This is a genomic window from Maribacter spongiicola (genome assembly GCF_052119685.1).
GTDB lineage: Bacteria > Bacteroidota > Bacteroidia > Flavobacteriales > Flavobacteriaceae > Maribacter > Maribacter spongiicola_A.
The window spans coordinates 846,787-871,811 of the sequence record NZ_JBGQOO010000001.1 but is presented as its reverse complement, the minus strand read 5'-3'; the positions used below and the strand labels follow the sequence as shown (position 1 = coordinate 871,811).

Below are 25,025 nucleotides of genomic sequence, written 5' to 3'. Positions count from 1 at the left end.
TAGCTATTCTGCAAGGTTATAAGCACTTGCTTTTTTATTAGTTTTTACTGTAGTTTTTCTAGTTTCGTTAGCCTTTATCTGATGCATAATACTACTTGCTAAAAATTTAGCCAAATTTACGGGTACCGCATTACCGATCATTTTATAGCCTGCCGCTACTTTGTTGTAGTGAAAGGTGAAATCATTGGGGAATGTCTGTATTCTAGCACATTCTCGAACGCTTAGTCTTCTGTAAAGATTCTCCTTTCCTGGCACGAATACTCGAACATCTTTTTGGATAAGCTTCATTTTTGGTGCTTGCGGATGTATCGGTGCATGTCTGCCACCTGCTTGTATGGTAAATGATTGTTCGTCCCAATTGCGAACTCTATTCCTAGACATATACATGGTAGAAAAACCACCGATCATATATTCATGATTCGTAATAGTGCATTTTTTGCCATTGGTATTATTGAATTCTAGCGCAGGTATTGCCGTATCTTTTAAATCTGAAATAGCTGTTTCAAGCGTTATTTTAGGAAAGGTCTCTGTCGGGAATTCATATTTGAAATCCAGGTCTTTTCTAATACCTATAAAGAACACTCGTTTTCTGTCTTGGGGTACATTATAGTCAGACGCATTCAGCATTTTAAATGAAAGGTCATAACCTGTACCGGCATTTTTTAAAAGATTCTTAATGCCATCAAGTGCCTCGCTATGTTTGCCAATAAGCATTCCACTTACGTTTTCTGCTAAGAAGAATTTGGGTTGTTTGGCTTCCAGTATTCTAATAAAATCATAGAATAACTGTCCTCTTTTATCTTGAATGCCTCTAGCTGCACCGGCTGCACTCCAGCTTTGACATGGCGGCCCACCAATGATTCCGTCACAATCGGGTACATCATCCGCAGGTATATCTACAATACTTCTATTGTCGAATGTGGTATTGGGGTGATTCTTTTTATACGTCTCCCAAATATCCTTATCATATTCGTTTGCCCATATCACATTAAATCCGGCTTGTTCAAAACCAAGATCAAGTCCGCCTGCTCCAGCAAAAAACGATACTACATTCATTTTCTTGTGCTATTCTTTAATTTATTATGTTCTCTAAAAGGGTTTTTAGAAAACATCACATAAAGACAAAAATACATTTTAGAATTTCAAATTGCTTTTATAGCGTAGTAAACTTATCGATCGATTTTCTAAAGATGTAATTCTGCTTCTACTTATTTCACTTGTATGGTTTTCTTCTTTTTAATTATTTCCTGTACATTTTTTTCGAATGATTTAACGGTATTTAGGTCTTTAATAACAAGGTGCATACCTACTTCGCAATGAATTCCCTCATAACTTAAATTGGGCATATTTTTGAATTTAGAAATGTTGACATTATCTAAAAAGATGAACTGCGTGGGCGTAAAATTATAAGAACAATAAATGAGCATGTCGTCTATAATAATAAATTTGGAATGCAGATGTTCATTGACAAAATACGATGTGTTTTTAGTAAGCATGAGCTCAGTATAAAATTTTTGAAAATTGCCAATGTTCGCCGGTCTTCTAAATTTTACCGTTTCATATTTTTTCTTATCCTCAGTGGTTGGTGCAAATGTTTGTGACAAACAAGTAACAGATACACCCTTGTTGGCCATATCTAGCACAGCCCCTAAAATACCACGTCTTGTTTCATTTTTTTGAATTGTAGAATGATGTTTAGCATTGAATGTATAGTCGAAAGCGGCTAAATGTTGTGCGCAAATGACAATTCTATCTTTAGCAGATAAAAGGTATTCAGAGAGGGTAGTTTCTAATTGGTTAGCAGAATTATGATAAAACGGAGCTGTAATTTGTATTTGATTCGAGCTGCTGAATTCTATCCTCTTATAGGTATTGCAAGTAGTGTTCAATGCTCCTTTAAAGGCTTTGATCGGTATGGCGTTTTGTATTAGATCTATGAAGAATGCTTTGGCATTATCTTCGTAATGTGGCTCGTTTTCAATACAGAGCATAGATTCGTATTTTACCAAATCTCTAACAGCCAAATTAGAAGAGCTTAAAACCAAAGTGTACCCATTTTTCTTTTTGAGATAGGCAGATTTTATGTGTAACGAATAGGGGAGCGACCCTCTAGAGAACTTATTCACAAAGGCACTACGTACATAAAGATGAGAGAAGAAGTACAAATTGAAATTTGGATATTTCTCTGTTCTGTACATCTCGCCTAAAATTTCTCTTGCCAAAGCATATTTAGTGAATTTTTTAGTGCTTTGTTCTTTGGTATAAAGATGTTTTAAGTATTGTGGTTTTGAACCGTCATACCCTTCTAAGGGTATGGTAATGACATTTACAATAATACCGGTCTGCGATACTTCTTTAAGGTAATTATGTAAATGCTTATTGTTATACAGATACCAAGAAATGTTGATTTCTTCAATGTCATTTTTTTGCTCTTCTATCGTTTCTATGAATTTTTCAAGCAATAATGGAGAGCCGCCTTGCTCATAAAAATCAAATCGATTCTTATAATTATCAGGTTCATCAAAGAAAGTTTTAAATGGCATTTATGCTGATAATAATTAGGCTACCTAAATAGAGTTAGTTTTTTGACTGTGCTTAAAGATAGGCATCTGTTTGTTTTATGCGACATTCTTAAGAATAATTGAAATGGTTGAAATTATATTGTGAAATGTTTTTTAAGAGCACAAAAAGTGATTGATAAATTTTTAATAAAATAAAATGAGTGCATCAATTTTAATACTACTTTCGGCCTTTATTTTTTATAGGTTAATGCATTGATTGTTAGTGGTAAAAAAGGCTATAGATCAAACTTATATATGGATCAATACATTATTTATTTAGGTTTTATTGTAGCAGCTTATGCTGTGATCGCTAATGATGTAATACAAACATTAGGTACTTTCATTACCTCTAACGCAAATGTGAAATGGTGGCTTTTATGGGGTTTTGCGGGCTCTATTTTAACGGTTACGTTGGTTTATGGCTGGTATATGAACGGTGGCGATGTTTCTTATGGCAGGTTGTCGAATATTCCGCTACCTGATCCAATGCCTTGGTGGTATTTATTGGCACCGATCTCTTTAATGGTAATTACCCGTTTTGGTATACCTGCAAGTACTACGTTTATGATTTTAAGTGTTTTTTCATCGAGCCAACTGATAGAAAAAATGATACTTAAATCTGTATTCGGATATTCACTTGCTTTCGTTGCCGCATTTGTGCTGTATTTAATTTTGACGAAAAAATTTGAATCTCCGGCTTCTATTCGATTAATGGATAAGAAAAAGTAGCGACCCTATTGGCTAGTGGCGCAATGGTTTTCAACAGGCTTTCTTTGGTCGCAGTGGTTAATACAAGATTTTGCCAATATTTTTGTATTTCTTCCGAGGCAATTATCATTGGTTGAACTCGTATTTTCATTAGCGCTTATTCTGCTCATTATGGCATATATATTTAATTCGAAAGGTGGTAAGATTCAAGGGATAGTGAATCAAAAATCGAATACTCAGCATATACGTTCGGCAACAATAATCGATGCTTGTTATGGTCTTTTGTTATTCTTTTTTACGACAGTAAATACCATACCAATGAGTACTACATGGGCTTTTATCGGAATTTTGGCAGGTAGGGAAATTGCTATAAGCTACCGCCTAAAGAAAGGAGAATTGAAAAAAACCTATAAAATATTGGTGAATGATTTTGCCAAAGTAAACATGGGTCTTTTTGTAAGTATTTTAATTGCTTACTTAATTCAATTTATGAAAGGGTAACCTATTTTACACTGATCAATACCGCCTCACAACTTTGTAAATCGGAGTTCAAAACAATATTTTCAGATTTTTTACCGTCAGATATTTCTACCGAAACCGTATTTGGTGGCGAATCGCCTAAATTATGGGCATATAGGAATAGATCGTTAGATTTTTTAGGGTCGAGCTTTATTTTGAACTCCTTTTTCCAGTAGGTTAAATAGTACTTTTTCACTACTTGTACACCGTTCAGATAGATAGATACAATATCACCATCTTGTCTGCCATGGTCCCAAATTTTTACGATAAGATTCTCAGATTCGAATTCGAACTCTTTGGTATATGAAATTTTTCTGCCATCAAAGCTATCTCTAACTTCGGGCTTACTTTCGGCTTTATTTTCTACTTTAACTACTTCAGTCTGTTTCGGTGTAGCTTGTTTTTTTGCCTTGCTTTTAGATTTCTTTTTAGCAACAACGGTGTTCATATTTGCCAGCTGCTGTTTTTTCTTTCTTTCGTCGGATGCTGCATTTGTTATCGAGAAGAACGGGGTTACCTTTTTGGCAATATTGAATTTGTCATCGGGGAATAGTTCTATGGCAACGACTTGATATCTATTGCCAGAGCCAATGTTTTTCGCCAATTCGATTTCGTCTTCAAAACCATCATTCTTAAAAGAACCAAGCTCTTGTACTACCATTTCATTACGTACCAGAAAAAAACGAATGGACTTACTAGTATCGATTTTAATTGTATTCCACTCCAAAGCAATTTTATCCGGAATATTCCAGGCAGTATTTTCATTTGGGGAAACGATATTTATGGTAGCGGTATCTTGCGCAAAACTAATAGTAGATACTAGTAATAGGGCAGATAATAATATGAAATGAATTTGATGCATATATATTGTATTATCTCAAAGATAGTATGAAACCTGTATTGGTTTAACACCTTTAAAATCTACGAGATATATGTTAGTAAACGAAAATTTGTACCAGTTTAATATAATAGTAGGTCTTTTTTAAAGTAGTGATGTTTAATTAGTCTCTTTTTGTAAGCTGTTTTTGCAAATTTTAAGTTTCTACAGCTTTTATTTTAAAATGTTAAAAAATGGAAATAATCCTAATAATTGGAAATAATCCATAATTTAGCTATCCCGATTTTTTAGAGGGATAGTTATGAGCAAGACCATACTTCATATAGATTTAGATACTTTTTATGTATCTGTAGAGCGACTCAATAATCGGGAGTTGCATAATAAACCTTTATTGGTGGGCGGTACGGGAGATCGCGGTGTAGTAGCGGCATGTAGTTATGAAACTCGCGGATTCGGTGTGCATTCGGGCATGCCCATGAAAATGGCACGCGAACTGTGTCCTGATGCTGTTGTAATTCGAGGTAATGCCGGTGATTACAGTAAACACTCAGATGTGGTAACAGAAATCATAAAAGAGTACGTACCCGTATTTGAAAAATCGAGCATCGATGAGTTCTACGCAGACCTCACCGGTATGGATCGCTTTTTCGGCTGTTACCAGTATGCTTCTGAAATGCGAAAGAAGATTATTAAAGAAACGGGACTCCCCATTTCCTTCGGATTGTCGGCTAATAAGGTTGTTTCTAAGGTAGCAACGAACGAGGCGAAACCAAATAATCAATTGAAGATAGATGAAGGGCTGGAAAAACCTTTTTTAGCTCCGCTATCCATAAAAAAAATACCTATGGTGGGTGATAAAACCTATCAGACCTTACGGAATTTGGGTTTGCGACAAGTACGTACGGTTCAAGAAATGCCGATGGAGGTAATGCAACGGGTGTTGGGTGCTAATGGCGGAGTCATATGGAAACGTGCCAATGGTATAGATAATACACCTGTGATTCCGTTTTGTGAGCGAAAATCAATTTCTACGGAACGAACTTTTGATAAAGACACTATAGATGTAAACCGACTACGTGGTATTTTAATCGCCATGACCGAAAACCTGGCATATCAATTACGACGTGGAGATAAGCTAACCGCCTGTATTTCAGTAAAAATTCGATATTCAGATTTTAATACCTATTCAAAGCAAATGCGGATCCCCTATACCAGCGCAGACCATATTTTAATACCTAAAATTTTGGATCTGTTCAAGAACTTATATAACCGTAGGTTATTAGTAAGGTTAATTGGTATACGTTTCAGTCATTTAGTATCGGGTAATTACCAAATCAATTTATTCGATGATACCGAAGAAATACTAAGCCTTTACAATGCCTTAGATAACATTCGAAAACGCTACGGAGATAAAAGTGTATTGCGAGCATCGGGCATGGGAGCAAAAACAATCGGGAGAATGCATAACCCTTTCAACGGATTACCGCCTGTTGTGCTTGCGCATCGGAAGATGTAATCCCCCTAGCCCCCAAAGGGGGGATGAAATGTTGTTGGTTGTTCGTTGATGGTTGTTAAGGATGAAAACCGCTAAGCGCAAAAACGTCTTCACGAGGAGGAACGACGAAGTGATCTGTTGAATTGGGGTGACAATGATAATCGGATGTACCTACTTTCGGCAGATTGCTTCGGTGAAAAACCTCGCAAAGACGACATCCGTTCACTGAGCGTAGTCGAAGTGAAGTGCTGAGTGAGAAAGTTGAAGTTAGAAAAGAGAATATAGAAAATAGAGAAGAGAAAAAGCGCATTGCGCCGCACGCCATACGCTAAGCGTATAAACGTCTTCACGAGGAGGCACGACGAAATGATCTGTTGAATTGGTCTTACAATGATATTCGGATGTACCTACTTTCGGCAGATTGCTTCGGCAGAAAATACCTCGCAAAGACGAAATCCGTTCACTGAGCGTAGCCGAAGTGAAGTGATGAGTGAGAAAACGTAATGCGCCACACGCCCAACGCCGCACGCGAAGCGCAAAAAAATAGCGTATAGCGCTTAGCGTGAAGCGAACAGCGCTCAACGCAAAAAACCAACAACCAAAAGCACAGCGTATAGCGCGTAGCGTCAAGCGAACAGCGCCCAGCGCAAAAAAACGAACAACCAACAACGAAAAAAGTGTACCTAAACAATCACACATACTACAGCCTTCGCTACGGGACCTTTTCGGAACTGGAGCTATTACAATTGGCAAAAGACCATGGGGTAACGCAATTGGTATTGACAGATATTAATAATACATCGGCTTGTTTAAACTTTGTTCGTAAAGCACCTGAATATGATGTGCGACCTATTTTGGGTATCGATTTCAGAAACGGAGTGGAGCCTTGCTTTGTAGGTGTAGCAAAGAATAATGAGGGGTTTCTGGAACTCAATAACTTTTTATCACATCACATACATCACGGCAAGAAAATGCCAGAAATCGCTCCAGATTTCAAAGATGTGTTTGTTATTTATCCCTTTGAGAAAGTCCTACAGAGCGAAAAAAAAGTCTTTGCTGCACATGAGTTTATTGGGGTTTCTGTTAATGAGCTAAAACGGCTCCGCTTTTCAAAATTACTAGAGCAGCGCGATAAAATCGTATTGTTGCAGCCGGTTACGTTTAGAAACAAGCGCGATTTTAATGCCCACCGATTACTACGTGCTATTGATAACAACACCTTGTTGAGTATGTTGTCGGTTACCGAGCAGGCGCGCGATGATGAGCATATGTATGCGATACCTAACTTGGCGGCTCATTTTTCTGAACATAGTTTTATACTAGAAAATACCCAGCAGTTGATGGATGCCTGCTCCATTCATTTTGATTTTTCGGTAGGGCGAGAACCTCAGAATTTGAGTAGATATTTAGGCAGTAAAGAAGAAGATGAGGTATTTCTAGAGCAGTTATGCCAAGAGGGATTACCGAAGCGATATCCAGAAATAGACCAGCCTATTTTAGACCGTTTAGAGAAAGAGCTCTACCTCATTAAAAAAATGGGATTCGTATCTTATTTTCTTATCAATTGGGATATTGTCTCCTATGCCCGAAAGCAGAATTTCTTTTACGTAGGTCGGGGTAGTGGTGCCAATAGTATTGTGGCATACCTGCTTTTTATTACCGACGTGGATCCGATGGAGCTCGACCTGTATTTTGAGCGATTTATTAATCTGTATCGAGTGAATCCGCCCGATTTTGATATTGATTTCTCACATCGCGATAGACCTATAATGACGGAGTATATTTTCAATCGTTTCGAAAATGTGTCACTGTTGGGTACCTATGTTACTTTTCAATCAAGGGGTGTAATTCGGGAGTTGGGTAAGGTTTTCGGTCTGCCAAAAGATGAAATCGATTTACTGTGCGATGGTAATATTCAGGCAAGTCGGTTAGATACTATTTCGACTTTGGTATTGAAATATACACAATTGCTACACGGCATGCCTAATTACCTGAGTATACATGCTGGCGGAATTTTAATTACCGAGAAACCTATTCATTGGTTTTCGTCAACGAATATGCCGCCAAAGGGATTCCCCACCACGCAGTTCGATATGATTATCGCTGAAGATGTCGGTATTTTTAAGTTTGATATTCTTGCCCAACGCGGACTCTCGAAAATAAAAGAGACGCTTGATATTTTAGAACGCGACCGCCCAGAAGAATTTGCCAAGTTTGATATTCATGATATCAAGGCATTCAAAAAAGACCCTAAAATCAATAATTTGGTAAAAACGGCTCAGTGTATGGGGTGTTTTTATGTGGAATCTCCCGCCATGCGGATGTTATTAAAGAAGCTGGAAGTCGATACCTATTTGGGATTGGTGGCAGCAAGTTCTATTATTCGACCCGGAGTGTCTAAAAGCGGAATGATGCGTGAATATATTCTTCGACATCGTAATAAAGGTAGGGCAGAGGAGCTGGCACATCCGGTGATGTTAGAAATTATGCCGGAGACGTACGGAGTTATGGTCTACCAAGAAGATGTGATAAAAGTTGCCCACCATTTTGCGGATCTAGATTTAGGCGAAGCCGATGTATTACGACGCGGAATGAGTGGTAAGTTCCGTTCTCGTGAAGAGTTTCAAAAAGTGCAAGATAAGTTTATGGATAACTGCCGTAAAAAAGGATATGCCGAGAAACTCATTCAAGAGATTTGGGACCAAGTAGCAAGTTTTGCAGGCTATGCTTTTGCTAAAGGGCATTCCGCTTCCTACGCAGTAGAAAGTTACCAGAGTTTGTTTTTACGTGCCTACTATCCGTTAGAATACATGGTAGCAGTACTTAATAATGGCGGCGGATTTTATAAGCCTGAGTTCTATGTGCATGAAGCTCGTATGTTGGGTGCAACGATACATCCGCCTTGCGTTAATAGAAGTAATGCGGGTAATTGTCTTTATGGAAAAGAATTGTATTTAGGATTAGGCTATTTACGGGAATTGGAGCAACGGGTGATGGAGCGTATACTAAAAGAACGCTTTGTAAAGGGAGAGTTCAATTCGTTGGAAGATTTCTTGGATAGGTTGATAATATCCATAGAACAAGTCAGTATTTTAATACGGATTGATGCCTTCCGATTTACGGATACCAACAAACACGAACTCCTCTGGAAAGCACATTTGTTTTTGAACAAAACCAAGAAAATAGACCACCCAAAATTGTTCGCGCCAAAACAGCAACATTTCGAAATTCCGTCTTTGTACAGTACGAATCTAGAAGTTGCTTTTACGCAGTTAGAACTGTTAGGGTTTAGTTTATGTAGTCCGTTTGAACTTTTGGAAGAGGTGCCATTAAATACTTCGGGGAGTAAAGATTTCGAAATATACCTGAACAAGAATATTGATATTTATGGGTATTTAATTACAGTAAAACGTACCAGAACTCAAAAAGGTAAAGCAATGTTTTTTGCTACATTATTAGACCAACAAGGGCAAGTTTTTGATGCGGTATTGTTTCCTCCCGTAGCGGCGAAATATATGTTTAGGGGAAGAGGAATATATCGGTTCTATGGTAAAGTGGTCAGTGAATTCGGTTTCTTGAGTATAGAGGTTATTAAACTACAAAAACAAGATTTCATTCAAGACCCAAGGTATGCCGATATGAAAACCAGCGCCAAGGTTTTTGACCAAAAGAAGGCGAATAACCAAGAAGGGGAAAGAGGAGAGAAAATTGACGTTAGAGAATAGAGGAAGCGCCGTTCGCTTTTCGCAATGCGCCATGCGCTTAGCGCAAAATAATTATTTCGTGAAGTTCATCGCGAGACGAAAAGCACCCCGGACATTGCGTCACGGGCGAAGCCTAATTGAAGCGCCCAGCGAAAGGCGTTTAGCGCTTGGCGTAATTACTATCAACCGACAACGAACAACTAGCAACCAACTTACCTAAAAAGCCTCTAACACATAACCAAATATCCAGTATAGTATAAGAAACACAAACACGGTTCCTATACAACCACATTTACCTCCGCCTATTTTCTTTGCGCCGTACCACGCACCAATAATTTGAATTAGTTTTTTCATGTGACTAATTTACAAGTTTTGTTGGTTGCTTTTAATTTAAAAAGTAGCTCAAAAACACTATTTCCAAATTTACTGTATTTAGTTATTTTTGATAAGCCTTATCTAAAAACTCATACCGAGCATCATTTTTGGCTTTTATCAGTTTACTTTCCGTGTCTATTACCATAACTAGGGGATGGGTATCTTTTGCTTCTGCGGCATCTCATGTAGGTAGCCCTTCACTATTTGGATTGCCTGTTTTAATGAAATTGGCGAAGTAGGTCATCATTTCTTTTGATACTTTAAAATCATCTGCAGTCCAAGAATAGTTTTTTACCAAGTGTAAATTCCCCATGCAATATTCAATTTCGCAGGCATGTGCCGCACCTACCGCTTTTGGTGCCGGTGGATTATCAGACTCATTTGCTACTGTTCCGCCAGCCAAGCCAGAAGCTAATGTTTTATCAACTAAGGGCGGCCTTAGTTTACTGTACAGATATCGGTATACTGGTTGATTACTATTTTTTCTATGTATATCAAACCATTTCCATGTACTGTATGATATAAACCGGTCAGAAGCTAATGCCGTTGCCGATAGTTCAATTTCTTTTTCAGAACCATGTGGGTATAGCTCTAGTGCTTTTTCGTATTCTTTTGGATACGCTTCTTTTACTTTGTTTATATAATTGTCTTCTGTGTAAGGACCTTTTGTAAAAGCTAAACCAGGAATCTCGACAGAATTCCAACCTAGTAATAAAAGAACCATCGCTTGCTCTTTACTTTCTAATATTTCAGGAAGTGATTTAGGCAAAAAGTAACCATCTAGAACAGCAGGAAATCCAAATTTTTTCGACCTATTGTAAAGTTCATATACTTCTCTTGTACTCAATTTGCGCAATTCTGAAAGAGTGGAATATCCTATACTCTTTGCAAAATCTAATCCGGTTTTTTCAGCATCTTTCAAAGGTACCGCAGCCATGGTTGGGTTGATGCCACCACCACTTTCACTTGTAATACCTTCAATAAGATTTTTTGATAAAGGCGAAGCCATTTGTTGGCTTGTACCTATAGACCCTGCAGATTCACTTGAAATGGTTACTTTTTTTAGGGTTTCCACCAAAAGCGGCAATGTTCTTACTAACCCATTTTAATGCCGCATTCTGGTCTAATAAACCATAATTTCTAGATGCTTTATAAGAAGCCTCAGTACTCAATTCAGGGTGAGCTAAAAATCCGAAAATATTAAGTCTGTAGTTGGTGGTAACCACAACAATGCCTTCTTTGGGCATACTTTCTCCATCCTATCTTGGTTCAGAGGCATCATCAGCAACATTACCACCGCCAAAGAAGTATACAAGAACAGGCAAGTTCTTAGTATCCATATTCGCTGGGGTCCATAATTTTAGGTAAAGACAATCTTCGTTAACACCATTAGACCTTGAGTTCATGTCTCCAAAAACCAAGGTTTGCATTGGTCTTGGTCCAAACGACTTTGTTTCTTTTATACCATCCTAATCATCTAGCGGTTGCGGTGCTTTTCAACGGAGTTCACCAAATGGTGGTTAGGCAAATGGAATACCAAAATATCGCTGTATTCCAGTATGTGTGTCGTAGTTACCTTCTATAATTCTGTTTTCAATGATTAATTGAAAAGGAAAAGAATTGGTCTTTTGTGCTGAACTTAAGTTATAGGATAAGAATAGGGAAAAAGAAGTATTTGAATGTTTTTTATTAGGATAGATTTTCTATTGTCTCAGTATGTAATATTAATACATTTAATTTTTAAATATGTGACAGTCTGATAACTAAATTAGTTACTTGCTAAGCTTTGAATATAGAAAGGGATAGAATAAAAAGGGAATGATACTTAAATAGCATCATTCCCTTTTTTTAAAGAATTTATGTAGAAACGTTTAGCTGGTTGTTATTTTCTTCTGAGAATATTTACTCAACACCAAGAATAAAACACCACATAGCAACCAAGCAGGTAAGGTTACAAAAGAAAGGAAAACATCAAATTGAACGGATATAAAATAGAATAACCCGAAGCTGATACCCCATGCCAATAGAACTGATTTGTTGAATTTTATATTGGCTACTTCTGCATAATTCTGAACTATGCCAGCTTGCTTGTGAAAGAAATGTTCAAATACGATAACCGCACCAACAGGAGCTAAAATAAATCCGTACAGCGCCACAAAATCTAATAATTTCATAGCAAAGGCAGGGAATAGTCCGGCAATGGTGGCAATGGAACCTGCTAAAATTGTTACCCAAAATGTGGAAGCTTTTGGCATAATGGCTTGAAATGCCAATCCTGCTCTATAAATGGTAGGGTTTGCTGTTGTCCACCCCGCCAATACCACGGCTATGATTCCAAAAATACCTATTGCATTATACGCCAAAGGACCAGGAGCAACATTAGGTGCTTCACCTTGTGCCAATAAAGCTTGCGCTTCTGGCGTTTGAACATAAACAGCATAAATTAATGCAGCGGCAATCCATGCCATATAATGGCCCACATACATACCAGCAGCGGTAGTCCATCCGGAACTTGCTTTTTTGGCAAATCGGAATACGGAAAGATCGGACATACCTATATGCATTGCGGCGTTAGCAAACCAAGACCAAAAGAAAACATGCCAAAATGTATATTTTATTTGCCCAGGAAATGGTTCACCACCTTCGCCCCAAATATTCCAAAAATCCTGAAAACTACCTACACCTAATTGCTGTAATGCTACAATACCACAGGCTAAAAAAGCTAATACGATAATTGGAGACATCCAGTTTGCAGCTTTTGATACCGTGTCATATCCCTTAGAAGCAATTAACGAAATAACCGCGCCAAGTACCAATACGATAATAATCCAAGTTGGCCCATTGGGCATAGTGTCGGTTAGTTTAGGCATTTCCATGTCAAAAGGAATACCAACTGCCGTTGCAGAAACCGTAATCATGGCACCTGCTAAAAAACAGAATAAAATTCCGTTGGCAAGGTTATACCCAACAACTAATTTTTTCCCACAGATTTTTTCTAATTGATAGTATAAGGTCAGTCTTCTTTTAACGGCTATTTCAGAAGTCAAAAATCGCCAGCTGATTACCGCCATGAGGTTTCCTAAAAGTAAACCGATTATTAAGTCAAAAGCACTTACGCCAGTAGTTAAAAATAATGGACCAATTACAAATTCAGTGCCTGCGGCATGTTCACCTGCATACATACCTAAAAAACTTTTCCAACTTTTAAGGTTGGATTTGGGTACGGGTTCTCTTTCAAATTCGCCACCGGCCAACTTTTCAATTATTTCTTCTTCTTGGTGATTTTGGCTCATGGCGGTGGTTGGTTTTAAGTGGTTATTAAATGTTTTGGTAAATCCTCTACGCGTTCACAGCATAATTGGTCCATCACCTGTTTAAACTGTGTCTTTAGCATGCTAATCGTGTGGTCTCCTCCTTTATTTCCTAAAGCTCCGGTTCCATAAACAAAAGAGCGGCCCATGAAAGTGAATTTTGCACCGCATGCCATGGCACGCGCTATGTCAGGACCTGAGCGAAGACCACTATCCATCATAATTTCTATTTGGTCACTATATTTTGCTGTAATCTCTTGTAATGAATTAATAGTAGATTGTGCGGCGTCTAACTGTCTGCCTCCATGGTTAGAAACAATAATACCATCAAACCCCATACGAATAGCGTCATGTGTATCTTGCTCAGAGGCTACGCCTTTCAGAACTAATTTTCCTTTCCATCTATCACGGATCGGTTTTATTTTTTCTTCATTCAATCTTCCAGAAAAAGTTTGGTCCATGAACGCACCTAGTTGTCTTAAATTCAATCCTTCTGGTGTGTAGGGTTTTAGAGTCTCAAAAGTAGGTTGGCCATATTTTAAAGTATTGAATGCCCAATTTGGTTTCCCTAAAATCTGTAGGATGTTTGAAACCGTCATTTTTGGAGGTAATGCTAATCCGTTTCTAAAATCACGAGGACGATAACCGAAAGTGGGTACATCGCAAAGTAACACCAATACAGGGCAACCAGCTGCTTCAGCTCTGTCAATGATGCTATCTCGTATGGTATCATCAACCGGGTTGTACAATTGAAACCAAGCATTGCCTTCCGTCAGTTCACTTGCTTTTTCAATATCCATCGTAGTAACCGTACTAAGTATAAATGGGATATTATGGTTGTAGGCAGATTTTGCTAGAATTGCAGGTGTATTTGGCCACATTAAGCCTTGTAAACCTACGGGTGCTATACCAAAAGGTGCATCGAATTCCATACCCAACACCTTTGTCTTTGTGGAGCTGGTACCTTGATTTCTTAAATAGCGTGGTTGTAATTGTACTTTACGTATTTCTGAGGTGTTTCTAGCAAGGCTAACATCTTCATTACAACCTCCATCTAAATACTCAAAAGCAAATTTTGGTATTCTACTTTTCGCTTTTATTCTTAAATCATCTACTGATGGATAATCTGAATTGAAACTATTCGCCATAACTCTTTCTTATTTTATAATGAACGGAACATGTTTTTTTAAACTGTAATTTTTCTTCAAGAACTTGGAATTCAACTTACTATCAGAAATAGCGATCGCTGCGCCCAATGCAGATCCCAAAGATGAATCTGTAGTGCGTAATTCCATGTTTCTTAAATAATGGGATAGCAATTTAATGTAAACATCATTATCACTAAAACCGCCGTCAATATAAAGTTTTTCTATGGGTTCGTCACCTGCTGCAATCTTAATACTTTCAACTTGTAGCAAGACCAATTCAGTCATTAAGTGATGATAGGCATGTTCAAAATTATCATAGTATATGTTGGTTTTTTTTGGCATTTGTTTGGTTGTGAACCCTTTCCATTTAAAGATGGGGTCCATATCCTTTACAATTTCGAAATAGGTATCGTTATTAAATTTGACCGACTTGTGGTAATCTTCGTTAACACCAAAAAATTCAGCCATTTCTTTTACTTGTAACGTATACTCATTTCCTAAAAACAAGCGAGCAGATTTTACAGGTTTGCCATTGATCCGCATATAATTAATGCAATTTTTATCAATGTCTTCTTTAGTCAATAATTTTTCTGAAAACGGATTTAAAGCAATACTCCATGTACCTGTAGAAACCAAAATAAATTTCTTTTTAATGCTTCTTACATACGGTAGTAGTGCAGCAGAACTGTCGTGAATGCCTACACCAATTTTTATTCGTTTACCGTTGTAATTAAGATTAATACTCGTTTCTGTTGAAACGATAGGAGGTAAAATTTTGTGAAATTCTTCTGCATATACCCAATCGTGATAATCTTTCTTTGAAAAATCCCAAAGCGATGTATGGCAACCGATACTAGTGTATTCACTAATGGGAATACCCGTAAAAATATAGCTAATGTATTGTGGTAAATGTAACGAGAATTTAATCTTTTTAAAAACAGCAGGTTTGGTGTGTTTTAACCAATATAGTTGCATGCCAGAATTAAGCATACCATCATTAGACGAACCTGTTGTAACTGATATTTTATCTTCAGGGCCATATTTTTCAAAAAAGGAATCTATCACTTTTTTATCTAAAGGCTTGGTGTAATTATATAAGGGAGTCACAACTTCTCCCTGTTCATCCAAATGAACCAAACTGGCCCCATAGGTAGAGAAGTTAATGGCCGTTATATTGTATTTTTCCGATTTTAAAATCTTGTCAAACACATTTTTTAACCAATTTTGAAGCGATTTTAAATCTTCTGTAGGGTGACCGTCTTCATCGACAATAGTATCAAAAGTGGTATATTCTCTATACACTTCTTGATAATCTACATCAAAAAGAAAAAACTTCTTATTGGTCTTACCTATATCGAATATGGCGGTTACTTTTTTCATGAACTATAAGCCTGTAGCTACAGAATTCATACCTCTTTCTTTTATCAAACCTTCTCTAATTCTTAAAGAACGATACGATTTTAATGGGTCTATTGCACCACCACTTAAAGCCCTTGCCTGTGCCAATAATGGGCGCACATCTGTTCTATAGGCATTTTGTAATATTTCTTGACAAAGCGTTACATCATTTCTTGATTGTGCTGCCTGTAATTCTTCTTGGTCTACTAAAAGTGCTTTTGCATATGCTTCTTGAATAGCTTCTAACGATTGTAATAAGTCTTCAAGTGGATCTTTAATATTATGGCTGGCATCAATCATCCAAGATAAATCAGGATTCTGAGGATTATTTTCCATACCATATACCAATTCATTAAAAATTAAGAACAAGGCATAAGGTTTTACACTACCAACCGTACTATCGTCATCACCATACTTACTGTCGTTAAAATGAAAACCGCCTAGTTTTCCTTTTAGCATTAAGGTTGACACTATTTGTTCAATATTTGTATTGGGTAGGTGATGGCCTAAATCTACCAACGTATATGCCTTTTCACCGCACGCATTTGCTAACATAAAAGAGGTGCCCCAATCTTGTATTACGGTACTGTAAAAATTAGGCTCGTAAGGTTTGTACTCAATAAACATTTTCCAATCCTCTGGTAATGCCGTATATATACTTTTTAAGCTGTTTTCAGTATGTGTTAAAGCGGATTGAAAATTGCGTTGACCTGCAAAATTGGCGCCATCTGCCAACCATACCGTTAAACTTTTTGACCCTAGTTTTTCGCCGATTTTAATTACGTCAATATTATGTTGAATAGCCTGTTGGCGTGCTGAAGCATTCAAGTTCGATAAAGAACCAAAACGATAGCTTTCCTTCGCGTCTTTTTGGTCTTGAAATGTATTTGAATTTACAGCATCGAAAACTAGGTCGTTTGCGTTCGCTAATTCTTTTATGGCATTGTAGTCTTGTGGAATATCCCAAGGAATGTGTAAAGAAACAGCACCTGCAGTCTTTGTCAATGCGTGCAAAATACCAACATCTTCAATTTTTTGTTCTAAAGAAGCTGGTTCTCCAAAATAACCGAATCTCCCAAAACGGGTACCGCCTGCCCCTAAAGCCCAACTAGGTATTGCCACTTGAAAATTGGCGAGTTTTCTAAGAATTCCATTTACATCTTTATCTTGATTATCTAATTGATCGGATAAAAAGTTAAAGTAATCTTGATGACTTCTTTGAAATCTATTATTTTCTGATAGAATTTGGTCTTTATCTAGTTGCATACTCATTTGATTTAAAATAGACCTGTTGGCTAATTACACCAACAGGTCTGCACTCACTCACTCATTCACTCACTCAATAATTATCTTACAAAGGCATTGGCCATACCGCCATCAACATTTATAATATTTCCTGTAGATTTATCTAATATACCAACTAAGGCGAAAACCCCATTGGCAATATCGGCAGGATATATGATTTCGTTCAATAAATTTCTTTTTGCATAATGTGCCGGTAGTTCTTCTACGGTAATACCGTAGGCTTTTGCACGGCCTTCTGCCCATTCGCCTTCCCAAATTTTACTACCCACAATTACCCCATCAGGATTTACAACATTAACGCGGATCTTATCGGAAGCCAATTCTGCAGCTAATAAGCGCGACATATGTTGTTGGGCTGCTTTTGCAGTACCATAGCCAACATTATTAGGGCCAGAAACCAATCCATTTTTACTGGCAATATTTATAATGTCACCTCCCAAACCTTGTTTGCGTAAAATTGTGACTCCTTGTTTGGCTAATTCAAATTGACCTTTAACCAATACATTTTGTAAAATATCCCAATCTGCATCAGTAGTTTCTGTCAACGGTTTTGAAATTGCCAAACCGGCACTATGTACGATTATATCAATACCACCGAATTCTAAACATGCTTTTTTATAAGCTTCTGTAATCGATTCGCTTTTTGTGACATCACATACGGCATAACTGGCTACATCACGTGCATAGGTATCCACGGCTTCCTGTAATCTATCTTCCGCAATATCACTTAATACTACATTGGCGCCTTCCTCTGCCAATTTATCCGCAATAGCCTTGCCTATGCCACCACCTGCGCCTGTAATAAAGGCTACTCGCCTGGATAATGGTTTTTCTTTGGGCATTCGTTGTAGCTTGGCTTCTTCCAACAACCAATATTCTATATCAAAAGCTTCTTGCCTTGGCAATGATGTATATGCCGATATAGCTTCCGCACCACGCATAACATTAATCGCATTTACATAGAATTCATTGGCTACACGTGTAGTTTGCTTATTTTTTGCAAAACTGAACATACCCACACCAGGATAAATAATGATTACCGGATTGGCATCACGTATGGCTGGACTATTGGGTTTTTTACACGTGTCGTAATAATCTTTGTATTCTTGCCTATATTTTTCGAACGATGGTTGCAGTTTTTTTAGAATAGCATCCGTATCGCTTAAATCTTCATCTGTTTTTAAATCTAAAACTAAAGGTTGAATCTTAGTACGTAAGAAATGGTCGGGACAAGAGGTGCCCATTGGTGCCAAACGTTCCAAATCATTGCTGTTAATGAAATCAAGGACAATTTCATTGTCATTAAAATGACCAATCATTCTAGCTTCGGAAGAACATAAACCTCTAAGCATTGGCATAAGTTGAGCCGCTTTTTCCAATCGTTCTTCTTTGGGCAGGCTTTGTAATTTTTGTCCACCGAAAACACTTCCTTTTTCCTTTATTTTTTTCTCGATATATTCTGAAGCCATTTCAATGACCTCTAAACTGTTTATGTAAGACTCATAAGAGGTATCGCCCCATGTAAAAAGTCCGTGGCTACCTAAAACAATACCTCTAATACCTGGATTATCGTTTAAACATTTTTCCAATTGAAGCCCCAGGTCAAAACCAGGTCGTTGCCATGGTACCCAGCCCATGGTGTCTCCCCAAATTTCTTTGGTCACCTGTTCACTATCCTTGGCCGCGGCTACCGCAATCAAAGCATCTGGGTGTAAATGGTCTATATGCTTAAAAGGTAGTAACCCGTGTAAGGGTGTATCAATAGAAGGTGCTTTACTATTTAAATCATAAATACAATGGTTGAACAAGCCTACCATACGGTCTTCATCATCTAAACCGCCGTATACATTTTTTAAGTAGCGTAAACGCTCGGTATACAATCCTGCAATACCTGCCTTGGTCAAAGTGCCTATATCGCCACCAGAACCCTTAATCCACATTACCTCAACGTCTTCATTGGTCAGTGGGTCTTTTTCTATGGTTTTACAACTGGTGTTACCCCCTCCGTAGTTGGTAATTCTTAAATCTGCCCCCAATATATTGGAGCGGTATAAAAACAGGGCAACTTGGTCATTACCATATTGAGCGGCTTTTTGTTCATCCCAAAGGTAATCGACGTGTTTAAAGTTTTTTTGCATTTTGGATTGCTTAGTGTTATTATGATAATTCCAAAGATAGGAGAACAAGAATTTTTAGCTATCCTGTAGTGTTATGGTAGTTTATAGTATTCGATTACTATTTTTATACTTTATTTAATATAACGTTATTAATGCCTTATTTGGTTTTTGCGTAAATTATCTTATTCTTTATACCTCCAAAATTTTTCCTTAATAATTAGAATGGCTGCAAACTTAAATATTGAAATAAACGAATCGTCTAGAGTACCTAAATACAAGCAAATTGTAGAATCTATTATTTCCGATATTTCAAAAGGGAAATTAAAAATCGGACATAAAATACCTTCTATCAACGAGTTGAGTGAGTATTGCGACTTGTCTAGAGATACCGTAGAAAAAGCCTATCGAGAATTAAAGAATAGAAAAGTTATTATATCGGTAAAAGGGAAAGGGTTCTACACTGCTAAAACAGATTTAATATCTAAAATAAATATCTTCTTTCTGATCAATAAACCTAGTTCATATAAAATGCGAATATATAATTCGTTTGTAGATGGAATAGGTGTAGATGGTCATGTAACCTTATCGATTTATCATTGTAACGAAATGTTGTTTATACGAGAGTTGCAAAAGAATTTAGGGTCTTTTGACTATTACGTTATCATGACCCATTTTAAGAGCGAGAATTTAGAACATGTAAGTTTTACCGATAATACCTTAAAGGAATTAGAGCGTATTCCAAAGGATAAATTAATTATACTGGATAATGATAAGCCAGAAATAAAGGGGAATTACGGCGCTATTTATCAAGATTTTCAACATGATATTTATAGTGCATTAAAAGAAGGAATAGAAAAGCTTAAGAAGTATGATAAACTTATTCTGGTCTATCCTCAAAAATCTGTTTTTCCATATCCTAGAAGAATTTTAAGAGGGTTTGTTCAATTTTGTGGCGAGTACAATTTTGACCATGAAATTTTGGATGAAATCTATGAGGACATGGAGTTGAGCAGTAGGGATGTTTATATTACCATAGAAGAAATGGACCTTGTTAAATTGGTACAGCAAGTAAACGCAAAAGAATTGTCCCTGGGCAAGGATATTGGTATTATTTCCTATAATGATACCCCGTTAAAAAGTTTGCTGGGCATTACCGTAATCAGTACGGATTTTAAGACCATGGGGGAGACTGCTGCCTATATGGTGCTAAAGAATAAAAAAGAAAAGGTAAAGAATGTATTTAAATATATTGAACGGAATTCTGTTTAGTGCTTAAGGTGTTATAGGCCTAAGCCGTATAGTACAGGATGGCATATCTATAAATCACTATTATTTTTAGAAAAAATAGAAGATTGATTAGTTTACCTATAAATTCAAAAAAACGTATTGTAGCTTTTATCACCGTAGTAGTTTCATTTGTTGCAAATGGACAAACTAAAGATATGCCTACAAATTTTGTTTTTGGCACGCCTAATGCAAATACAGAATATGCCGTAGTAGATTCAAGCCAGCCCTATACAGAACAATTAGGTTATGGGTTTGATTTTAACACGTCCAAAAATGTGCAGTTTCATCATAACGGTTTCAGTATAGACAAGGCCCCGGTTTATTTTTCTGTCATGAAGCCGGAAGGAAATTACATGGTCAAAATTGATTTTGAAGGGGCGGAGTCTGCAACTACGATCATCTTAAAAGCAGAATCTAGAAGGTTAATGTTAGATACTATAATTGACCCAAACACCACGTTTTCCAAATCTGTAATGATCAACGTAAGAACGCCAAAAATAATCGGTGGAGGTGAGATTACTCTAAAGGATAGGGAGTTGACCTATTTAAATTGGGACCGTAAATTAACCTTGGAATTTTTAGGAACTGCCAAGGTTAGAGCAATTCAGGTTACGCCAATACCGAAAATCACCAGTATTTTTTTAGCCGGTGACTCTACCGTTACCGACCAAGATTTAGAGCCTTGGGCCTCTTGGGTGCAATTTATTACCCGCTATTTAACAGATCGCGTTGTAGTTTCTAACTATGCCTATTCCGGAGCATCATTGAGCTCTTTTAAAGGGAGTCGTCGATTGGAAAAAATAGGCTCCTTGTTGAAGAAAGGCGATTATCTTTTGATAGAATTTGGACATAATGACCAGAAGCAGAAAGGGGAAAACGAAGGGCCATGGCTCAATTACACAAAGTTGTTAGTGGAATTCGTTAATACAGCACGGGAAAAAGGAGCAATCCCCGTTCTATTGACCCCGGTTCAAAGACGATCTTTTGGTGAGGATGGGAAGTTAAACGATACTCATGGCGAATACCCAGATGCAGTACGTTCAGTTGCCAAAAAGATGAATGTTCCTTTGATAGACCTTACAAAAATTACCACTACGCTTTATGAAAGTTGGGGTGATGATCGTTCTAGAAAAGCGTTTGTACAATATCCGGAAAATTCATTTCCTGGCCAGAACACAGCCTTGGAAGACAATACCCATTTTAATGCATTTGGCGCTAATGAAATTGCATTGTGCGTCATTCAAGAAATTAAAACTCAAGGTCTTCCATTAGAAGTGTTTTTAAAAAATACTGTCCCTGCTTATAATCCTGCATTTCCAAATGATATTTCTCAATGGACCTTGCCACTTAGCAATCGATTTGAACCTACAAAACCAGACGGAAATTAAATAGAAGTCAATAATGAAGAACAATTTTTTCCTATTCCTAAGTGCTCTTTTGAGCTTAATACTATTGAACGCTCAAGAAACCGAAAAAATATATCTTTCTGGTGTTGATTTTGAACATCCTGTACAGTGGGACTTTATGGTCAACGGTGGTAGGAACAGTAATCAGTGGTCTACCATAAATGTGCCTTCGCATTGGGAATTTGAGGGTTTTGGAGAATACACCTACGGTAGATGGTATAAAGAATTGGACCAGGACGAACCCAGTAAGGAAGAAGGTTTCTACAAACATACATTTATGGTGCCAGCTTCCATGGAAGGAAAAAAGGTAGCGATAGTTTTTGGTGGAGCCATGACCGATACCGAAGTAAAAATCAATGGTAAAAGTACAGGGGAAATACACCAAGGTGGCTTCTATGAGTTTTCGTACGATATCACTTCTTTATTAAATTATGGGGAGGATAATCTGTTAGAGGTTCATGTGTCCAAACATTCTACAAATGCTTCAGTAAATGCTGCCGAACGAAAGGCAGATTGGTGGTTGTTCGGAGGAATTTATCGCCCTGTGTGGTTATCGGTGTCGCCAAAAACGCATATTGCCCATGTAGCCATTGATGCAAAAATGGATGGTACTGTTACTTCAGAATTGACTGTAGAGAATTTTTCGCAAATGGGCAGTTTGGAGGTCTTTTTAACCAAAGTGAACAGTACTGAAAAAATTGGGAGCGAAATGTTTGTCCTCACTCTAAAAAAATCATCTTTTAATCTCAAAACCAAATTCAGCGATATTGCCCCATGGTCTCCTGAAACCCCTAATTTATATGACCTTCATTTCAGATTACAACAAAATGGGGAGACCGTTCATAATGTTACCAAAAGAATTGGATTTAGAACTCTGGAATTCATTAAAAAAGACGGCATTTATGTAAATGGAAAGAAAATTATTATGAAGGGTATCAACAGGCATACCATTTGGCCAGAGTCCGGTAGAAGTACCAGTAAACGTATTAGTTTAATGGATGCTAACCTGTTGAAAGATATGAATATGAATGCGGTGCGTAATCACTATCCGCCAGACACCCATTTTTTAGAAACCTGTGATTCTTTGGGGCTTTTTGTGTTAGATGAATTGGCAGGATGGCAAAACGGTTATGATACTGAAGTAGGTACAAAATTGGTTACCGAAATGGTTCGGAGAGACGTTAATCATCCATCGGTGCTTATTTGGGACAATGGCAATGAAGGCGGGTGGAATTATGAATTAGACCCATTATTTAAAGAATTAGATCCCCAAGATAGGATTGTAATACACCCGTGGTCAGATTTTGATGGTTGGGATACGCACCATTATCCCGCTTACCAAACCGGGGTACATCGATTTGTAAATGGGGAGAATGTATTTTTTCCCACCGAGTTCATGCACGGTACGTATGATAACGGACATGGCGCCGGACTAGAGGATTTTTGGAACCATTTTAAGGAGAGTCCGCTTTTTGCTGGCGGATTCATGTGGGCTTTTAGCGACGCCGCTGTGTTGAGAAGCGATTGGAAAGGTCAAGAGCAAGTGTATGACTCAAAAGGTTCATTGGCACCCGACGGAATTTTAGGTCCGCATCGTGAAAAGGAGGGTAGTTTTTTTACGGTTAAAGAAGTTTGGGCTCCCATACAATTTGCTCCTGTGAAAATCACCAAAAAGTTCGACGGTACTTTCTATATCACCAACGATTATATATATTCAAATTTAAACTCAACTTCATTAAAATACCGCGTTGTACAAGCAGCGAAAAATGCCTTTTACTCAAAAAGTTCCCCTAAAATTATTGAGAGCGGTACACTTAAGGCTCCAGATTTAGAGCCTAAAGAAACCGGTAAGTTGATGATGCCTATTTCTAATAGTTTTTTTGAAGGTGATTGGCTTGAGATTACGGCGCACGACCAGCATAATAGAGAAATTTATACATGGTCATGGCCTATTCATGATGCTCCTTACTATGCCCAAAAATTCTTGTCCGTCACAAATGAAAAAGCTGTGGCGAAGGTCATGAAATCTGGAAATGAAATAATATTAACAGGTGGCGGCGTAACCATGAAATTGGATACAGAAAGCGGAAAAATTAAAAGTGTATCGAATAAGAAAGAAATGATTCCTTTTAGTAATGGTCCAGAACCTATAGGAATGAAAGCAGGTGTAAAAAGTGTAGATACGTATACCGATGGGCAAAATGCCATTTGTATAGTGAATTATACCGGAGGCATCCACTCCATAAAATGGACCATGTACCCAGATGGTCGCTTGCATATGGAAATGATAGCGCTTAAAAACGCAGGAAGAAACAGTGGTTTTGATGGTGCTTTTGTAGACGATAATATCAGCGCATTTGGTATTTCGTTCAATTATCCAGAAGATGGAGTAGAGGGCTTTAAATGGTTAGGGAGAGGACCTTACCGTGTATGGAAAAATAGGATAAAGGGAACCACTTACGGACTTTGGGAAAAGGAATATAACAATACCATTACGGGCGAAAGTTTTGAAAATTTGATTTATCCGGAATTTAAAGGCTATCATGCCAATATGTATGCCGCTGCTTTAAAGGCTAATAACCATGTTTTTAAGGTGTTCAGTGAATCTGAAAAGGTTTTTCTTCGTTTATTCACACCAGAAGAACCTAAAAACGGATTTCCGGGCAGTCACCCGCAACCGGAATTTCCTTCTGGCGATATATCCTTTTTATATGAAATACCGGCTATGCGTTCTTTTAAACCTTTAGAACATCATGGGCCGCATAGTCAACCGGCCAGTATCCGCATTAAAAGTGGCGATGAAGGCATTCCCATGAACCTATGGTTCGATTTTAGACCTCAAACCAATTAATT

General features: G+C 37.6%; 18 protein-coding genes and 1 pseudogene. 8 read left to right on the top strand and 11 right to left on the bottom strand.

Going from position 1 to position 25,025, the window contains the following annotated elements; genetic code table 11:
- Positions 1-3: 3 nt before the first annotated feature.
- Together ACEN2N_RS03595 and ACEN2N_RS03590 are read right to left on the bottom strand one after the other, a co-directional pair.
- Positions 4-1,056 (bottom strand): DNA cytosine methyltransferase, encoded by a 1,053-nt coding sequence (locus ACEN2N_RS03595; RefSeq protein ID WP_441823031.1) that lies wholly within the window; start codon positions 1,054-1,056, stop codon positions 4-6.
- Between the two features lie 152 nt (positions 1,057-1,208).
- Positions 1,209-2,543 (bottom strand): phospholipase D-like domain-containing protein, encoded by a 1,335-nt coding sequence (locus ACEN2N_RS03590; protein ID WP_441823030.1) that lies wholly within the window; start codon positions 2,541-2,543, stop codon positions 1,209-1,211.
- A gap of 273 nt (positions 2,544-2,816) precedes the next feature.
- On the opposite strand from ACEN2N_RS03590, the gene ACEN2N_RS03585 reads away from it, so the two are divergent.
- Both ACEN2N_RS03585 and ACEN2N_RS03580 read left to right on the top strand, forming a co-directional pair.
- A complete protein-coding gene (locus tag ACEN2N_RS03585; RefSeq protein WP_441823029.1) occupies positions 2,817-3,290 on the top strand; it encodes a hypothetical protein in 474 nt (157 codons plus the stop codon).
- Between the two features lie 15 nt (positions 3,291-3,305).
- Positions 3,306-3,770, top strand: a complete 465-nt coding sequence (locus ACEN2N_RS03580) for a hypothetical protein (RefSeq protein ID WP_441823028.1) — start codon at positions 3,306-3,308, stop codon at positions 3,768-3,770.
- Between the two features lies 1 nt (position 3,771).
- Here the strand turns inward: ACEN2N_RS03580 and ACEN2N_RS03575 are convergent, their stop codons facing one another.
- Entirely contained in the window at positions 3,772-4,650 is an 879-nt protein-coding gene (locus ACEN2N_RS03575) for a hypothetical protein (RefSeq protein WP_441823027.1), read from the bottom strand.
- A 277-nt stretch (positions 4,651-4,927) separates the two neighbouring features.
- Here ACEN2N_RS03575 and dinB point away from each other — a divergent pair, with 277 nt between their 5' ends.
- The 3 genes from dinB (at position 4,928) to ACEN2N_RS03560 (ending at position 9,846) form a co-directional block, all read left to right on the top strand.
- Entirely contained in the window at positions 4,928-6,142 is a 1,215-nt protein-coding gene (gene dinB, locus ACEN2N_RS03570) for a DNA polymerase IV (RefSeq protein WP_441823026.1), read from the top strand.
- A 541-nt stretch (positions 6,143-6,683) separates the two neighbouring features.
- A complete protein-coding gene (locus ACEN2N_RS03565; RefSeq protein ID WP_441823025.1) occupies positions 6,684-6,914 on the top strand; it encodes a hypothetical protein in 231 nt (76 codons plus the stop codon).
- On the top strand, positions 6,868-9,846 hold the full coding sequence (locus ACEN2N_RS03560) for a DNA polymerase III subunit alpha (RefSeq protein WP_441823024.1): 2,979 nt from the start codon (positions 6,868-6,870) through the stop codon (positions 9,844-9,846). The genes ACEN2N_RS03565 and ACEN2N_RS03560 overlap by 47 nt, the downstream gene beginning before the upstream one ends.
- A gap of 195 nt (positions 9,847-10,041) precedes the next feature.
- On the opposite strand, the gene ACEN2N_RS03555 is transcribed toward ACEN2N_RS03560, so the two are convergent.
- From ACEN2N_RS03555 to ACEN2N_RS03520, 8 genes and pseudogenes are all read right to left on the bottom strand, one after another.
- Entirely contained in the window at positions 10,042-10,179 is a 138-nt protein-coding gene (locus ACEN2N_RS03555) for a hypothetical protein (RefSeq protein ID WP_027065147.1), read from the bottom strand.
- Positions 10,180-10,381: 202 nt separating this feature from the next.
- Positions 10,382-11,275: a carboxylesterase family protein gene (locus ACEN2N_RS03550; protein ID WP_441823023.1), complete on the bottom strand. Its 894-nt coding sequence runs from the start codon at positions 11,273-11,275 to the stop codon at positions 10,382-10,384.
- Positions 11,241-11,606: pseudogene (locus ACEN2N_RS03545) on the bottom strand (carboxylesterase family protein). Before ACEN2N_RS03545 ends, ACEN2N_RS03550 begins: the two are co-directional and overlap by 35 nt.
- 465 nt (positions 11,607-12,071) lie before the next feature.
- Positions 12,072-13,493 carry a purine-cytosine permease family protein gene (locus tag ACEN2N_RS03540; RefSeq protein WP_441823022.1) on the bottom strand — a complete coding sequence of 474 codons (1,422 nt, stop codon included), beginning with the start codon at positions 13,491-13,493 and terminating at the stop codon, positions 12,072-12,074.
- Between the two features lie 14 nt (positions 13,494-13,507).
- Positions 13,508-14,659, bottom strand: a complete 1,152-nt coding sequence (locus ACEN2N_RS03535; protein ID WP_441823021.1) for an alpha-hydroxy acid oxidase — start codon at positions 14,657-14,659, stop codon at positions 13,508-13,510.
- 9 nt (positions 14,660-14,668) lie between these two features.
- Complete coding sequence (locus tag ACEN2N_RS03530) at positions 14,669-16,039, bottom strand: FGGY-family carbohydrate kinase (protein ID WP_441823020.1); 1,371 nt, start codon at positions 16,037-16,039, stop codon at positions 14,669-14,671.
- A gap of 3 nt (positions 16,040-16,042) precedes the next feature.
- The gene (locus ACEN2N_RS03525; protein WP_441823019.1) at positions 16,043-17,323 is read right to left on the bottom strand and encodes a sugar isomerase; all 1,281 of its coding nucleotides are present in this window, start codon (positions 17,321-17,323) and stop codon (positions 16,043-16,045) included.
- Positions 17,324-17,403: 80 nt separating this feature from the next.
- Complete coding sequence (locus ACEN2N_RS03520; protein WP_441823018.1) at positions 17,404-19,500, bottom strand: bifunctional aldolase/short-chain dehydrogenase; 2,097 nt, start codon at positions 19,498-19,500, stop codon at positions 17,404-17,406.
- 201 nt (positions 19,501-19,701) lie between these two features.
- Here ACEN2N_RS03520 and ACEN2N_RS03515 point away from each other — a divergent pair, with 201 nt between their 5' ends.
- From ACEN2N_RS03515 to ACEN2N_RS03505, 3 genes are all read left to right on the top strand, one after another.
- Complete coding sequence (locus ACEN2N_RS03515; protein WP_441823017.1) at positions 19,702-20,748, top strand: GntR family transcriptional regulator; 1,047 nt, start codon at positions 19,702-19,704, stop codon at positions 20,746-20,748.
- 83 nt (positions 20,749-20,831) lie between these two features.
- On the top strand, positions 20,832-22,154 hold the full coding sequence (locus ACEN2N_RS03510; RefSeq protein ID WP_441823016.1) for a rhamnogalacturonan acetylesterase: 1,323 nt from the start codon (positions 20,832-20,834) through the stop codon (positions 22,152-22,154).
- Positions 22,155-22,167: 13 nt separating this feature from the next.
- Positions 22,168-25,023, top strand: coding sequence for a glycoside hydrolase family 2 TIM barrel-domain containing protein (locus ACEN2N_RS03505; RefSeq protein ID WP_441823015.1), 2,856 nt, complete (start codon positions 22,168-22,170; stop codon positions 25,021-25,023).
- Positions 25,024-25,025: the final 2 nt, after the last annotated feature.

What these genes read in the sequence shown, in the direction of transcription:
- ACEN2N_RS03595 (WP_441823031.1), bottom strand. Translation starts at nt 1,056, where the DNA reads ATGAATGTAGTATCGTTTTTTGCTGGAGCAGGCGGACTTGATCTTGGT.
- ACEN2N_RS03590 (WP_441823030.1), bottom strand. Translation starts at nt 2,543, where the DNA reads ATGCCATTTAAAACTTTCTTTGATGAACCTGATAATTATAAGAATCGA.
- ACEN2N_RS03585 (WP_441823029.1), top strand. Translation starts at nt 2,817, where the DNA reads ATGGATCAATACATTATTTATTTAGGTTTTATTGTAGCAGCTTATGCT.
- ACEN2N_RS03575 (WP_441823027.1), bottom strand. Translation starts at nt 4,650, where the DNA reads ATGCATCAAATTCATTTCATATTATTATCTGCCCTATTACTAGTATCT.
- dinB (WP_441823026.1), top strand. Translation starts at nt 4,928, where the DNA reads ATGAGCAAGACCATACTTCATATAGATTTAGATACTTTTTATGTATCT.
- ACEN2N_RS03555 (WP_027065147.1), bottom strand. Translation starts at nt 10,179, where the DNA reads ATGAAAAAACTAATTCAAATTATTGGTGCGTGGTACGGCGCAAAGAAA.
- ACEN2N_RS03540 (WP_441823022.1), bottom strand. Translation starts at nt 13,493, where the DNA reads ATGAGCCAAAATCACCAAGAAGAAGAAATAATTGAAAAGTTGGCCGGT.
- ACEN2N_RS03535 (WP_441823021.1), bottom strand. Translation starts at nt 14,659, where the DNA reads ATGGCGAATAGTTTCAATTCAGATTATCCATCAGTAGATGATTTAAGA.
- ACEN2N_RS03530 (WP_441823020.1), bottom strand. Translation starts at nt 16,039, where the DNA reads ATGAAAAAAGTAACCGCCATATTCGATATAGGTAAGACCAATAAGAAG.
- ACEN2N_RS03525 (WP_441823019.1), bottom strand. Translation starts at nt 17,323, where the DNA reads ATGCAACTAGATAAAGACCAAATTCTATCAGAAAATAATAGATTTCAA.
- ACEN2N_RS03520 (WP_441823018.1), bottom strand. Translation starts at nt 19,500, where the DNA reads ATGCAAAAAAACTTTAAACACGTCGATTACCTTTGGGATGAACAAAAA.
- ACEN2N_RS03515 (WP_441823017.1), top strand. Translation starts at nt 19,702, where the DNA reads ATGGCTGCAAACTTAAATATTGAAATAAACGAATCGTCTAGAGTACCT.
- ACEN2N_RS03505 (WP_441823015.1), top strand. Translation starts at nt 22,168, where the DNA reads ATGAAGAACAATTTTTTCCTATTCCTAAGTGCTCTTTTGAGCTTAATA.